The sequence below is a fragment of the Leeuwenhoekiella aestuarii genome (assembly GCF_004104055.1).
Lineage (GTDB): Bacteria > Bacteroidota > Bacteroidia > Flavobacteriales > Flavobacteriaceae > Leeuwenhoekiella > Leeuwenhoekiella aestuarii.
On record NZ_QOVJ01000003.1, the window covers coordinates 326,996 to 339,941 of the forward strand.

General features: G+C 36.5%; 15 protein-coding genes. 14 read left to right on the forward strand and 1 reads right to left on the reverse strand.

The window, feature by feature from the left end:
- Positions 1 to 36: 36 nt before the first annotated feature.
- The 14 genes from recR (at position 37) to DSM03_RS10390 (ending at position 11,797) form a co-directional block, all read left to right on the forward strand.
- Entirely contained in the window at positions 37 to 654 is a 618-nt protein-coding gene (gene recR, locus DSM03_RS10325; RefSeq protein ID WP_128760440.1) for a recombination mediator RecR, read from the forward strand.
- A 3-nt stretch (positions 655 to 657) separates the two neighbouring features.
- Positions 658 to 1,776, forward strand: a complete 1,119-nt coding sequence (locus DSM03_RS10330; RefSeq protein WP_128760441.1) for a glycosyltransferase family 2 protein — start codon at positions 658 to 660, stop codon at positions 1,774 to 1,776.
- An 83-nt stretch (positions 1,777 to 1,859) separates the two neighbouring features.
- Positions 1,860 to 3,197 carry a dihydrolipoamide acetyltransferase family protein gene (locus DSM03_RS10335; RefSeq protein ID WP_128760442.1) on the forward strand — a complete coding sequence of 446 codons (1,338 nt, stop codon included), beginning with the start codon at positions 1,860 to 1,862 and terminating at the stop codon, positions 3,195 to 3,197.
- A 150-nt stretch (positions 3,198 to 3,347) separates the two neighbouring features.
- Positions 3,348 to 4,124: a 3'-5' exonuclease gene (locus DSM03_RS10340; RefSeq protein WP_128760443.1), complete on the forward strand. Its 777-nt coding sequence runs from the start codon at positions 3,348 to 3,350 to the stop codon at positions 4,122 to 4,124.
- 3 nt (positions 4,125 to 4,127) lie between these two features.
- Positions 4,128 to 4,742 (forward strand): fumarylacetoacetate hydrolase family protein, encoded by a 615-nt coding sequence (locus DSM03_RS10345; RefSeq protein WP_128760444.1) that lies wholly within the window; start codon positions 4,128 to 4,130, stop codon positions 4,740 to 4,742.
- Positions 4,743 to 4,758: 16 nt separating this feature from the next.
- A complete protein-coding gene (locus tag DSM03_RS10350) occupies positions 4,759 to 5,100 on the forward strand; it encodes an Hpt domain-containing protein (protein ID WP_128760445.1) in 342 nt (113 codons plus the stop codon).
- Positions 5,100 to 6,347, forward strand: a complete 1,248-nt coding sequence (locus tag DSM03_RS10355) for a competence/damage-inducible protein A (protein WP_128760446.1) — start codon at positions 5,100 to 5,102, stop codon at positions 6,345 to 6,347. The genes DSM03_RS10350 and DSM03_RS10355 overlap by 1 nt, the downstream gene beginning before the upstream one ends.
- 79 nt (positions 6,348 to 6,426) lie before the next feature.
- Positions 6,427 to 6,666, forward strand: a complete 240-nt coding sequence (gene rpmB / locus DSM03_RS10360; protein ID WP_009780710.1) for a 50S ribosomal protein L28 — start codon at positions 6,427 to 6,429, stop codon at positions 6,664 to 6,666.
- A gap of 23 nt (positions 6,667 to 6,689) precedes the next feature.
- Positions 6,690 to 6,872, forward strand: a complete 183-nt coding sequence (rpmG, locus tag DSM03_RS10365) for a 50S ribosomal protein L33 (protein ID WP_028375871.1) — start codon at positions 6,690 to 6,692, stop codon at positions 6,870 to 6,872.
- Positions 6,873 to 6,875: 3 nt separating this feature from the next.
- The gene (locus DSM03_RS10370) at positions 6,876 to 7,028 is read left to right on the forward strand and encodes a DUF4295 domain-containing protein (protein ID WP_072979645.1); all 153 of its coding nucleotides are present in this window, start codon (positions 6,876 to 6,878) and stop codon (positions 7,026 to 7,028) included.
- 130 nt (positions 7,029 to 7,158) lie between these two features.
- Positions 7,159 to 8,112 (forward strand): signal recognition particle-docking protein FtsY, encoded by a 954-nt coding sequence (gene ftsY / locus DSM03_RS10375; RefSeq protein ID WP_128760447.1) that lies wholly within the window; start codon positions 7,159 to 7,161, stop codon positions 8,110 to 8,112.
- 82 nt (positions 8,113 to 8,194) lie between these two features.
- Complete coding sequence (locus tag DSM03_RS10380) at positions 8,195 to 9,835, forward strand: amidase family protein (protein WP_128760448.1); 1,641 nt, start codon at positions 8,195 to 8,197, stop codon at positions 9,833 to 9,835.
- Between the two features lie 178 nt (positions 9,836 to 10,013).
- Complete coding sequence (rimO, locus tag DSM03_RS10385; RefSeq protein ID WP_128760449.1) at positions 10,014 to 11,321, forward strand: 30S ribosomal protein S12 methylthiotransferase RimO; 1,308 nt, start codon at positions 10,014 to 10,016, stop codon at positions 11,319 to 11,321.
- Between the two features lie 35 nt (positions 11,322 to 11,356).
- The gene (locus DSM03_RS10390) at positions 11,357 to 11,797 is read left to right on the forward strand and encodes a hypothetical protein (protein ID WP_128760450.1); all 441 of its coding nucleotides are present in this window, start codon (positions 11,357 to 11,359) and stop codon (positions 11,795 to 11,797) included.
- On the opposite strand, the gene DSM03_RS10395 is transcribed toward DSM03_RS10390, so the two are convergent.
- On the reverse strand, positions 11,760 to 12,770 hold the full coding sequence (locus DSM03_RS10395; RefSeq protein WP_128760451.1) for a carboxypeptidase-like regulatory domain-containing protein: 1,011 nt from the start codon (positions 12,768 to 12,770) through the stop codon (positions 11,760 to 11,762). The genes DSM03_RS10390 and DSM03_RS10395 overlap by 38 nt on opposite strands.
- Positions 12,771 to 12,946 lie beyond the last annotated feature (176 nt).

A 12,946-nucleotide genomic window follows, 5' to 3' on the forward strand; every position in this document is an offset into this window, starting at 1 on the left:
ACAAGCGGATTTGAAACGCTATTCTTTTATTTTTCTATGGAATTTTCATCAAAACTTTTAGAGCAGGCAGTTTACGAGATGTCTCAATTGCCGGGAATAGGTAAGCGTACGGCCTTGCGGCTGGTGTTGCATTTACTAAGGCAATCAGAGAGTCAGACTGAGCATCTTACACAAGCACTTACTAAATTACGTACCGATATCAAGTTTTGTAAAAATTGCCATAATATTTCTGATGTAGAGCTTTGTGAAATTTGTTCAAACCCCAATCGAGATGCTTCGGTGGTTTGTGTGGTAGAAGATGTGCGTGATGTGATGGCAATAGAAAATACGAGTCAGTATCGCGGACAATACCACGTATTGGGTGGAAAAATATCTCCTCTAGACGGGATTGGCCCTCAGGATTTAACCATTCATTCTTTAGTAGAAAAAGTAAAAGCAGGTGAGATAGAAGAAATAATTTTTGCACTAAGCTCAACTATGGAAGGCGATACGACAAATTTTTATATCTATAGGCAATTGGAAGAATACAGGATAAAAACCTCTACAATTGCTCGAGGGATTGCAGTAGGTGATGAGCTAGAATATGCAGATGAGGTGACTTTAGGACGCAGTATTCTTAACAGGATTCCTTTTGAAAATTCGTTAAAGAATTAGCCTGTGAAGCTATCGGTATTAATTCTCAACTATAAAACTCCTTATTTTCTCCACCTTTGTTTAGAGAGCGTTCAACGCGCAACAGCTAAGCTAGAGTCAGAAATTATAGTAATTGATAACAATTCTGAGGACGAAAGTGTAAACCTCGTTAAGACCCATTTTCCTGAAGTTCTTTTAATAGAGAACAAAAAGAATTTGGGATTTTCAAAGGCAAATAACCTAGGTGTAAAACAAGCTAAAGGTGAGTTTATTTGTATACTAAATCCAGATGTCGTACTACCAGAAAATTGTTTTGAAATTCTCTTAGACTTCTCAAGCGATAAAAAAGATTTAGGAGCAGTAGGAATACGACTTAATGACGGCACAGGAGCCTATTTGCCTGAGAGTAAAAGAAATATTCCAAATATTGAAGTTGCTTTTCAGAAATTAACAGGGGACACTTCTAAATATTACGCGAATCAGTTAGCTCAAGATGAGATTGGGGAAGTTCCGGTTTTAGTGGGGGCATTTTTATTTATTAGAAGGGGTGTATTCAATGATGTTGATGGCTTTGATGAAGATTATTTTATGTATGGAGAAGACATAGACCTGAGCTTTAAATTGATTCAAAACGGTTATAGGAATTATTATTTTGGTCAGTTAACTGCGTTGCATTTTAAGGGAGAGAGCACGATTAAAAATAGAAAATACCACAGAAGATTTTACAAAGCTATGCAGACCTTTCAGAAAAAGCATTATTCAAAAGGTAGGTTTGTGAATGGTATACTTACTTTGGTTTTAAAATTGATTGCCGAAACTAAGTCGAATAAACGCGACAAACCAGAAAACAGAGCTGCAGATAAAACTATATTTTGGGTGTCAAAGCAATCAGACATACGCAAAACTTTCCATCTGAAAAATTTTGAATCATTGAAAGTGATAGCCTTTACTAAGATATCGCAATTGCAGAAAACTTCTGCAACCGTGATTTTTGACCTTCAAGATCTTGAAGTTGGTGAGGTTTTAAGAGCCATGCAGTTGTTAAAAAACAGTAAAAATAGGTTTCGCATACGACCCCCAAATTGTAATTTTAGCGTGGGAAGTGATACTTCTACAAGTCAGGGAGAACTCATAAAATGGTAGTTCTTTAGTAATATAAAGCGGAATACGTTTATTTTTATTAATTTCGCAAAAATATAAAGTCAACTAATAATTATTTTGATAATATGGCAAAATTTGAACTAAAATTACCGAAAATGGGAGAAAGCGTTGCTGAAGCTACAGTGACAAACTGGCTCAAAGAGGTAGGGGACACCATAGAAATGGACGAACCAGTTGTTGAGATTGCCACTGATAAAGTTGATAGTGAAGTTCCAAGCGAAGTAGAAGGTGTACTCATTGAGAAGTTATTTGAAGCTGACGATGTGGTTCAGGTGGGGCAAACTATCGCTATTATCGAGATTGAAGGAGATTCTTCTGATGATCAAACAGATTCTGCAATTGAAGAAGAAAGTGTGACTACTGAAGAAGCTGAAGAAAAACAGACGGAAACAAGTGCAGACGAAGCAGCACAATTGGTAAATGCAGCAAAAGAAACTGTAGGAGTATCGGCAATAAGCAACGACGGAGATCGATTTTATTCTCCTTTAGTTAAAAATATTGCGCAACAAGAAGGTATAGAACAGGAAGAATTAGATAAAATTTCGGGTACTGGTCTTGAAGGGCGTGTTACGAAAGACGATATTCTAAAATATGTTGAATCACGTAAATCTGGTAAAGCCCCGGTTAAAGAACCAAAATCAGAACCCATTAAAGCAGCTCCAAAAGAAGCGCCAACTCCAGTTAGTGTAAATGGAGAAGACGAGATCATTGAAATGAGCCGTATGGGCAAAATGATTTCAAAACATATGATAGCTTCTGTACAGACCTCTGCGCACGTGCAGTCGTTCATAGAAGTTGATGTTACTGCAATCTGGAAATGGAGAGAGCGTATTAAAAATGATTTTCAGAAGCGGGAAGGCGAGAAGCTTACATTTACTCCGATTTTTATGGAAGCTGTGGCAAAAACCATACGCGATTTTCCTATGATCAACATCTCGGTTGATGGGGATAAGATAATTAAACGTAAAAATATAAACTTGGGTATGGCAGCTGCATTACCTGACGGAAATCTAATTGTTCCGGTTATTAAAAATGCAGATCAGCTTAATCTGGTAGGTATGGCAAAAGCCGTTAATGATTTGGCTACTAGAGCCAGACAGGGTAAGTTAAAACCAGATGATACGCAAGGCGGAACGTATACGGTGACAAATGTTGGTACTTTTGGCAGCGTGATGGGAACACCCATAATCAATCAGCCACAAGTGGGGATTTTAGCGTTAGGAGCTATACGTAAAGTTCCTGCTGTAATTGAAACTCCAGACGGTGATTTTATAGGTATTCGTCATAAAATGTTCTTGTCGCATTCATACGATCATCGTGTTGTAAATGGTGCGCTTGGTGGGCAATTTGTTCAACGCGTTGCTCAGTATCTTGAAGCTTGGGACGTTGACAGACAAGTATAAATTTTAGCAAATACATCAGATGAACCTCCCTCATACAGGGAGGTTTTTTTTGAATTAACTTTTAAGATCTTTTTTAAGTGATGTGATAGGTTTTTAAAAAGTTAGAGTATTGCTTAAGGTAATTGTACTTTTGTGAAAATTGAACAACCTATGAACTTAAACCTATCCAGACCTATCTGTTTTTTTGATCTTGAGACAACAGGAATCAACGTTGCTCAAGACCGCATAGTTGAAATATCTGTACTTAAAGTTTTCCCTGATGGAAAAGAAGAAAAGCACACTTGGCTTGTAAATCCCACTATTCCTATTCCGGCAGAGACAACTGCAGTACACGGAATTAAGGACGAAGATGTTGCTGATAAACCCACTTTTAAGGAGCTCGCGGTTACAATAAATAATCTGATAAAAGATTCAGATTTGGCCGGTTTTAACTCCAATCGCTTTGATATTCCGCTACTTGCCGAAGAAATGCTTCGTGCTGATGTTGATTTTGATATGAAAAACCGTAATGCGATAGATGTACAGACCATTTTTCATAAAATGGAGCAGCGTACCTTGAGTGCAGCTTATAAATTCTATTGTGATCAGACTTTAGAAGATGCGCATAGTGCAGAAGCCGATACGATAGCAACGTATGAAGTTTTAAAATCTCAACTTGACCGTTATGAGGATTTAGAAAATAATATGAAGAGTCTGGCAGAATTTAGTGCTCGTAAGAAGTTTGCAGACTTTGCCGGTTTTATAGCTTTTAATAAAGAAGGTGAAGAGATTTTTTCTTTCGGAAAGCACAAAGGAAAAAAGGTAGAAGATGTTCTTGAGAATGAACCCGGATATTTTGGCTGGATTCAAAATGCAGATTTCCCGCTTTATACTAAAAAAGTACTCACTGCTATTAAGCTTAGAAAATTGAATACCAAATTGTTTTAGCTTATGAAAATCATTTGTATCGGTCAGAACTATAGCGATCACATTAAAGAACTCAATAGTAAACCTTCAGGTGAACCTGTGTTTTTTTTAAAACCAGATTCGGCAGTTTTATTAAAAAAGCATCCCTTTGTCATACCAGAGTTTACTAATGAAGTACATTATGAAGTTGAACTTTTAGTACGTATTAATAGATTGGGTAAATATATTCAGCCTAAATTTGCACATAAATATTATGAAGAGTTAGGGCTGGGTATAGATTTTACCGCGCGTGATCTGCAAAGAGAATGTAAAGAAAAAGGACATCCCTGGGAGAAAGCAAAGGGGTTTGATGGTTCTGCAGTTTTAGGGGATACTTGGGTTTCTAAAGAAAATTATAAAGATTTAAATAATATTAATTTTCATTTAGAAAAAAATGGTGAAATTGTACAAAAGGGAAATACGGCAAATATGATTTATGACATAGATACGTTGATTGCCTACGTTTCTCAGTTTATGACTCTTAAAATAGGAGATATACTGTTTACGGGGACACCTGCTGGTGTTGGTCCTGTTGCTATAGATGATAAACTGACTGGTTATTTAGAAAATGAGCCCCTATTTACCGTCAATATAAAATAACCCAAATTATATAAATATGCCTACTCATTACGATTTATACCAGCTTGAAGATATGTCTGGCGGGGATAAAGAATTTATGAAAACTGTTGTTGAAGCTTTCTTAGTTGAGATTCCACCAGATCTTGAAAGTATGCAACTTGCCATAGATAATGATAATCATAAAATGGCATACCAGTTTGCTCATAAAATGAAACCAAATTTAGAGATGTTTGGTATTGATCTTATTCGTGAAATTTCGGCTATGGAGCGCTGGGCAGATAGCAACAAACCTACATCAGCTATCAGACCGCAACTTAATACTATTGTAACAATGGTTAATGATGCGATTGCCGAGATGCGAAAAGATTGGAAAATGTAATGCGAGCACATATAATAACAATAGGTGATGAGATTCTCATTGGCCAGATTGTAGATACCAATTCAGCTTTTATTGCAAAGGAGTTAGACAAGATAGGAATTGAAGTTCGTGAGATTTCTTCTATTTCTGATGATAAACAACACATTATAAACAGTCTTACTTCTGCGAAAGACGCTGCTGAAGTTGTAATTATAACCGGCGGTCTGGGTCCCACAAAAGATGATGTTACTAAGCATACATTTTGTGAATTTTTTGAAGATCATTTAGTTGAAGATGCTGCAGTGCTTCAAAATATCGAGCACATTTTTAAGCATCACGTCAATAGACCTATGTTACCTGCAAATCGTTCTCAGGCTTTGGTGCCGAGTAAATCAACTGTTTTGATGAACAGAAACGGCACAGCGCCCGGGATGTGGATGAAAGATGGTAATACTGTTTTTATCTCTATGCCGGGCGTTCCTTTTGAGATGAAAGCCTTAATGACTGATGAGGTTATTCCCAGATTGCAGCGAGAATTCAGTAGACCTTTTATCGTTCATAAGACGCTGCAGACCTATGGAATTGGGGAAAGTGAGATTGCTGATAAAATTGAAGATTGGGAGAATGAGCTGCCAAAAGAAATTAAGCTTGCATATTTACCAGCTTTAGGAAAAGTTCGCCTTAGACTTTCTACAAAAGGACCTGTTAAAGAAGTGCTAGATCAAAAGCTTGAAGAGCAAGTTATAAGTCTTCATAAGTTGATAGGAGATATTATTGTAGGCTATGATGACGATGAGCTTATAGAGACGGTTGTAGGTCGTTTGTTTGTTCAAAAAGGAAAAACACTTTCTGTAGCAGAAAGTTGCACTGGAGGGCAGATAGCCTCAGCTATCACGTCAATTCCTGGAGCTTCGGCCTACTTTAAAGGAGGTATGGTTACCTATGCGACGCATTCTAAAGTCGAATTGCTTAAAATTGAACAATCTGTGATTGATGAACATTCTGTAGTAAGCGCTCCGGTAGCCGAAGCAATGGCTTCAGCTGTCAAAAATTGGTATAAATCAGATTATGCGATTTCTACAACAGGAAATGCAGGACCATCAAAAGGAGATTCTGATGCTGAAGTAGGTACAGTTATTATTGGTATAGCAACGCCAGACGGTGTGTTTTCTCAAGAATTTAAGATGGGAAGCCAGAGGGAGCGAGTTATATCTAAAAGCGTAAATAAAGCTTTTGAACTCCTGCAAAAAGAAATTTTAAAAAACTAGTGTTTTAAGTTGGTCAACTTGTTTTAGTTGTGTAAATTTGCACCCTGTTTTTCAGTAACACATTATAAAGTTTAGAATCATGTCAAGAGTTTGTGAGCTTACGGGCAAAAAAGCAATGGTAGGAAACAATGTTTCTCACGCGATGAATAAAACCAAGCGTAAATTTGATGCCAATTTAATCAAAAAACGTTTTTATATTCCGGAAGAAGATAAGTGGATTACATTAAAAATTTCTACAGCCGCTCTTAAAAATATAAATAAGAAAGGAATTACTGCTGTGCTTAAAGAAGCACGTGCAAAAGGCTTTCTTACTAAGTAATAACGGTATAACGATTAGGAATTATGGCAAAGAAAGGCAATAGAGTACAGGTAATTTTAGAGTGCACAGAGCATAAAGCTTCTGGGAAACCAGGAACTTCTCGTTATATTACCACTAAGAACAAAAAGAACACCCCAGATAGAATGGAATTGAAGAAATTCAATCCAATCTTGAATAAAATGACTGTTCACAAAGAAATAAAATAAGACATGGCAAAGAAATCAGTAGCAACATTACAGACCGGTTCAAAACGTTTGACCAAAGCCATTAAAATGGTAAAATCTCCTAAGACAGGAGCTTACACTTTTGTAGAAGCTGTTATGGCACCAGAAATGGTTGGAGAGTTTTTAGACAAAAAATAAGACATTCTAAATGTTTATACTTAGCCGTTACACTTTGGTGTAACGGCTTTTTGTATTTTTATTTCAACAAGTTTTTAAATAGCATTAAAGAGAATACCTTTGCACTGCTAACCAATGCATCCTGAATACGATGAGTTTTTTCAAAAAAATATTTTCAAAAGAAAAAAAAGAAACTTTAGACAAAGGTCTGGAGAAAACAAATACGAATTTTTTAAACAAACTAGGAAAAGCTGTTGCTGGTAAAAGCAAAGTAGATGATGAGGTTTTAGATAATCTTGAAGAGATTTTAGTTTCTAGTGATGTTGGGGTAGCTACTACGATTAAAATCATAGACAGAATTGAAGAGCGCGTTGCGAGGGATAAGTATTTAGGTACAGAAGAACTCAATACAATTCTTAGAGAAGAGATCGCTGGTTTGATGAGTGAGACCAATTCAGGTGATGCTACAGACTTTTCGGTTCCTGCTAAAAAACCTTATGTGATTATGGTAGTGGGTGTGAATGGTGTAGGTAAAACAACGACCATTGGTAAGTTAGCATATCAGTTTAAAAAGAAAGGGCTTAACGTTGTTTTGGGAGCAGGTGATACCTTTAGAGCAGCTGCTATAGATCAACTACAAATCTGGGCAGATCGCGTAGATGTTCCTATTGTAAAACAACAAATGGGTAGTGACCCTGCTTCAGTGGCTTTTGATACGGTGCAAAGCGCTGTTAAAATGAATGCTGATGTAGTGATCATAGATACCGCAGGACGTTTACATAATAAAGTCAATTTGATGAATGAATTGACTAAAGTAAAGCGTGTGATGCAAAAAGTAGTTGACGATGCACCAGACGAAGTTCTATTGGTTTTAGATGGTTCTACCGGGCAGAATGCTTTTGAGCAGGCTAAGCAGTTTACAGCTGCTACAGAAGTAACATCTTTAGCCGTTACTAAACTAGATGGTACGGCAAAAGGTGGTGTTGTAATTGGTATTAGTGATCAATTTCAAATTCCTGTAAAGTATATAGGTGTAGGCGAGGGAATTGAAGATTTACAAGTATTTAATAAGATTGAATTCGTAGATTCTTTTTTTAGAGTCTAAAATTTACCAAATTGTTTAAAATATAAAGGCATCCATTTTTATGAGATGCCTTTTTGTATTTTAGGTGGAAAATTAAAACCCTATGAAACAAATTTTACTTCTTTGTACACTATTTATACTACTCTCTTGTAAAAAAGAATCGAACACCAATACTCAGGAAAGCCCAGAAATTCAAAAAGATAGTAATCAGGAACGTGAGTATGCTGTTTTAGATTCTAAGGTTTTAGATACATCAGTTTTGTGGAAATCATTCAATTTTGAGGTAAAAACATTTATCGAAACGAAGTACGATAAACTCAAACCTCTGATTTTTGAAAAAACAATTCCTGAAATACAGGAGGCTGTAGCAAATGGTAAACTTACCTATGAAGAGCTTACCTTATTTTATTTAAGCCGAATCAAAAAATACGACCGCAATAATGAATTGTCATTGAATTCAGTTATTGCATTAAATCCAAAAGTTTTAGAAGAGGCAGGCGAATTGGATGCAAATCGACCTGAAAATCTTGATCTATATTCAATCTACGGGATGCCGGTTTTATTAAAGGATAATATAAACGCTTCCGGAATGCCAACTACTGCCGGAGCGGTTGTTTTTGAGAAAAACACTACAGGTGATGCTTATATTACTCAAAAATTAAAAGAAAACGGTGCTTTGATTCTTGGTAAAGCTAACTTGAGCGAGTGGGCTTATTTCTTTTGTGGTGATTGCCCCAGCGGGTATTCTGCAGTAGGCGGTCAAACTCTAAATCCTTACGGAAGAAAAATTCATGATACTGGCGGTTCTAGTTCGGGCAGCGGTGTTTCAATGGCGGCTAATTTTGCTGTCGCCGCGGTAGGTTCAGAAACTAGTGGATCTATTTTGTCACCATCAAGTTCAAACTCAGTTGTAGGTTTGAAGCCTACCATAGGTTTACTTTCTCGTGGAGGAATTGTGCCCATCTCAAGTACGTTAGACACCCCGGGGCCGATGACACGCTCTGTGATCGACAATGCGATTATGCTTCAGGCAATGACCGGTCTGGATTCTGAAGATGAAAAGGCTGTAAGTTTAAATGCACCGCAAACAAATTATATCAACGCTTTGAAGAATTTAGATCCTGAAGGATTCTTAAAAGAAAAACGCTTAGGATATTACAAAGGCTATGAGGATACCTTGTACGTGCAGGCAGTACAGGCTTTAAAAGAAGCTGGCGCCACTTTAGTTGAGTTAGAACGACCTGAAATTGATTTACCGCAATTTGTACGGGTTTTAAATCTGGATATGAAAGTAGATTTACCTGCTTACATCTCAAAATATGGTTCTGATAAACTTTCAGTAAATGATTTAGATGAAATCACAGTTTACAACAAAGAAGATTCTTTGATTAGAATGCCTTACGGTCAAAAATTATTTTATGGGGTTTTAGCAGATTCTGCATCTACCGAAGAGTTCACGGCAATTAAAGATACCTTAGAGCGTAATGGAAGAAAGTTCTTTGATGAACCGATAAAAGCCAATAATCTAGATGCTGTACTTTCAATAAATAACTATATGGCAGGATATGCAGCTGTAGCAAAATACCCTGCGATTACGGTACCTATGGGCTATCAGAAGGATAATCGCCCGATGGGATTAACGTTTATCGCACCCACACTATCAGAAGCTCAGTTATTAGAACTAGCTTTTGCCTATGAGACGATTTCAAAAAAGAGAAAGACTCCTGCAGATTTTAAGGAGTGATTCTTTTTATTATTTCTTACCTAAATAATTTAATTATTCATCTAAGAGCAATTCAGTAGTAGCATAATAAGTGATCTTAAAAGTAATGGTCTCATATTCACTGAATTTAAGATTCATCTAATTTAAGGCATAAAATCGTTAAAACACCGTATCTTTGCGCCCCAAAATAAAGAGCATTATGCGTACTAAAACCCTTAAGAAGAATAAAATAAACGTAGTGACCTTAGGTTGCTCTAAGAACGTTTATGATAGTGAAGTTTTGATGGGACAATTGCGGGCAAATAACAAAGAAGTTGTTCACGAAGAGGAAGGTAATGTTGTGGTGATCAACACGTGTGGTTTTATTGCTAATGCTAAAGAAGAATCGGTTAATACGATTTTAGAATACGTTCAAAAAAAGGAAGATGGTATCGTAGATAAGGTTTTTGTAACCGGTTGTCTTTCTGAACGCTATAAGCCTGATTTGCAACAGGAAATTCCGGATGTTGATCAGTATTTTGGAACCACAGAATTACCCGGATTATTAAAGGCTTTAGGAGCAGATTATAAGCATGAGTTGATAGGAGAACGTTTGACTACTACTCCAAAAAACTATGCCTATTTAAAGATTGCTGAAGGCTGTGATCGCCCTTGTTCGTTTTGTGCTATCCCGTTAATGCGTGGCGGACACAAAAGTACGCCGATAGAAAATCTGGTAATTGAAGCAGAAAAGTTAGCTGCAAATGGGATCAAAGAACTGATTCTTATCGCCCAGGATTTAACCTATTATGGTCTTGATCTGTATAAAGAACGTGCACTGGCAAAGCTTTTACGCGAACTCGTAAAAGTTGAAGGTATTGAGTGGATTCGTCTGCATTATGCGTTTCCTACCGGTTTCCCGATGGATGTGCTCGACGTGATGAATGAAGAACCTAAAGTGTGTAATTATATTGACATCCCATTGCAACACATCTCGACCAAGTTGCTGAAGTCTATGCGTCGTGGGACGACTTATGAAAAGACCAATGCACTATTGCATACCTTTAGAGAGAAAGTACCGCAAATGGCGATTAGGACTACCTTGATCGTAGGGTATCCCGGCGAAACTCAAGAAGATTTTGAGCTGTTACGCGATTGGGTAAAAGAAATGCGTTTTGAGCGTTTGGGTTGTTTTACCTACTCTCACGAAGAAAATACACATGCTTATAATCTGGAAGATGATGTTCCTGAAGATGTTAAAATGGAGCGAGCTAACGAAATTATGGCGTTGCAATCACAGATCAGCTGGGAGTTAAATCAAGAGAAAATAGGGAAGGAGTTCCGTATTGTTATTGACCGAAAAGAGGGAAACTATTTTGTAGGCCGTACGGAATTTGACTCGCCAGATGTGGACAATGAAGTGCTTATTGACGCTTCGCAACATTATTTAAAAACCGGAGAATACACTTGGGTAAAAATCACTGAAGCTGAAGATTTTGACCTATATGCAGAGCCTGTAAAAAAATAATATTTATATTTAGAAGCATATATATAGTTCTAGAGATGAAAAAAATAACTTCGAAATTGCACAAAAAGCAACGCAATTATTTATTAGTATTTGGTGTGCTATATGTCGTTATCGGACTTATTCCCCAATTTACAGAAGATAATTCCATTTTAAATTGGTGGTATCTTGTTGTAGGTATCTCAATGCTCGGTATGCTAGGTTATCAGCTTTACAGTAACAGTTTATTTTCTGTTATCAAGTGGGACGATCAGAACCTGATGCTAAAAGCACCAGAACAAAAACCAATTGTTTTTAATCGGAATGCGATCAAATCTATCAAATTGACCGATAAGAGTTTAACGATTAACGCAGGTATGGGAAATGGTGAAATGCTGGATCTCAATTATTTCAAAGCTGAAGATTTAAGATACTTCAAAAATGACTTTGTTCAGCAGGAACTTACTCAGGGAGAAGCTTATAATCTAACGGAAGCATAAAAGCAAATCTTCTTGTAGACATCGCACCCCCCATAATTATAGCATTGGGGGGGGTGTGATTTCCAAAAGCATCTATCATAAAAGGCTGATTGGTTTGAATAGCTGATTGTTCATCATTATCGTAAAGGATACTTAACTTGTCAACCAGCAGTTTTACATAAGTTTTATCTTGAACTTTTCTAAATTCAAAATGTAAATAAGGTGGAGCTTCAAATTTATCATAGAAGATTCTGAAGCCATTTTCGTGTAACTTCTTTTGTGCTAATGAACGCATAAAATGAAGTGTAGAACCTGAATAGGAGTTTTCTCGGTTTTTGATATATTTTTTACGTGTTTTCTTTTTCAATTCCTGATAAAAATTAAAGCCTTCATAGTAAACCATATTTACAAACTGCATTCCTGAATTAAGGCTTTTTTCATAATTTACATGAAAATCACTTAAGGTATAGTCTACCGTATAACCCATATATTTATTTTCAATAATAAGAGGCTCGTTAGCCCAAGCAGTAAGTTTTAATTGAGATGGACTGTAATGAAGTTTGAGTACCTCAGGATTACGTATCTTACATTTTAGAGCTTCTTGTGAGTGTCCTAGAAATTCAAGCATAAACACTTTTAATTTGCGTTCGCGTGTCCAGGGATCGGTTTCGAGAAATACTTGATCCAGTTGCTCAGTCATTTCTTCTAAGTAAACAGGAGGCATTTTCCCATCTGTATTTAAATAATTGTTGATGTAAACCGGAGAATAACCCATCATTGTGAGAACTAATGGACTTTTTATACCTTCTTGTATAGGAATGGAGTAGTGGCCATTTTGATTAGTTATTGTACCTATTGTTGTGCCATCAAAATAAATACTAACAGCTTCTAGAACTGTCGAGTCTTTAGCGCTGTAAACGTAGCCGCTAAGGTGCTTTTGTCCCGATGCAGTTACACAGCATATCAACCCTGTAAAAAACAAAAAGATATGCATAGAACAAAAAAAAACTATTATTATAGTTATAAAACTACAATAATAGTTTTCAATATAAATGCTTATGTGCTTTTATTTTTTCAAAGATTTTTGAGGTTTTAAATTTTGATCAATAACTTGTACCTCAAGTCTTAATTACTGAACTTTTTTGAGCTGAGTCAAGCATTACCCACAAT

What these genes read in the sequence shown, in the direction of transcription:
- recR (WP_128760440.1), top strand. Translation starts at nt 37, where the DNA reads ATGGAATTTTCATCAAAACTTTTAGAGCAGGCAGTTTACGAGATGTCT.
- DSM03_RS10335 (WP_128760442.1), top strand. Translation starts at nt 1,860, where the DNA reads ATGGCAAAATTTGAACTAAAATTACCGAAAATGGGAGAAAGCGTTGCT.
- DSM03_RS10340 (WP_128760443.1), top strand. Translation starts at nt 3,348, where the DNA reads ATGAACTTAAACCTATCCAGACCTATCTGTTTTTTTGATCTTGAGACA.
- DSM03_RS10345 (WP_128760444.1), top strand. Translation starts at nt 4,128, where the DNA reads ATGAAAATCATTTGTATCGGTCAGAACTATAGCGATCACATTAAAGAA.
- DSM03_RS10350 (WP_128760445.1), top strand. Translation starts at nt 4,759, where the DNA reads ATGCCTACTCATTACGATTTATACCAGCTTGAAGATATGTCTGGCGGG.
- DSM03_RS10355 (WP_128760446.1), top strand. Translation starts at nt 5,100, where the DNA reads ATGCGAGCACATATAATAACAATAGGTGATGAGATTCTCATTGGCCAG.
- rpmB (WP_009780710.1), top strand. Translation starts at nt 6,427, where the DNA reads ATGTCAAGAGTTTGTGAGCTTACGGGCAAAAAAGCAATGGTAGGAAAC.
- rpmG (WP_028375871.1), top strand. Translation starts at nt 6,690, where the DNA reads ATGGCAAAGAAAGGCAATAGAGTACAGGTAATTTTAGAGTGCACAGAG.
- DSM03_RS10370 (WP_072979645.1), top strand. Translation starts at nt 6,876, where the DNA reads ATGGCAAAGAAATCAGTAGCAACATTACAGACCGGTTCAAAACGTTTG.
- ftsY (WP_128760447.1), top strand. Translation starts at nt 7,159, where the DNA reads ATGAGTTTTTTCAAAAAAATATTTTCAAAAGAAAAAAAAGAAACTTTA.
- DSM03_RS10380 (WP_128760448.1), top strand. Translation starts at nt 8,195, where the DNA reads ATGAAACAAATTTTACTTCTTTGTACACTATTTATACTACTCTCTTGT.
- rimO (WP_128760449.1), top strand. Translation starts at nt 10,014, where the DNA reads ATGCGTACTAAAACCCTTAAGAAGAATAAAATAAACGTAGTGACCTTA.
- DSM03_RS10390 (WP_128760450.1), top strand. Translation starts at nt 11,357, where the DNA reads ATGAAAAAAATAACTTCGAAATTGCACAAAAAGCAACGCAATTATTTA.
- DSM03_RS10395 (WP_128760451.1), bottom strand. Translation starts at nt 12,770, where the DNA reads ATGCATATCTTTTTGTTTTTTACAGGGTTGATATGCTGTGTAACTGCA.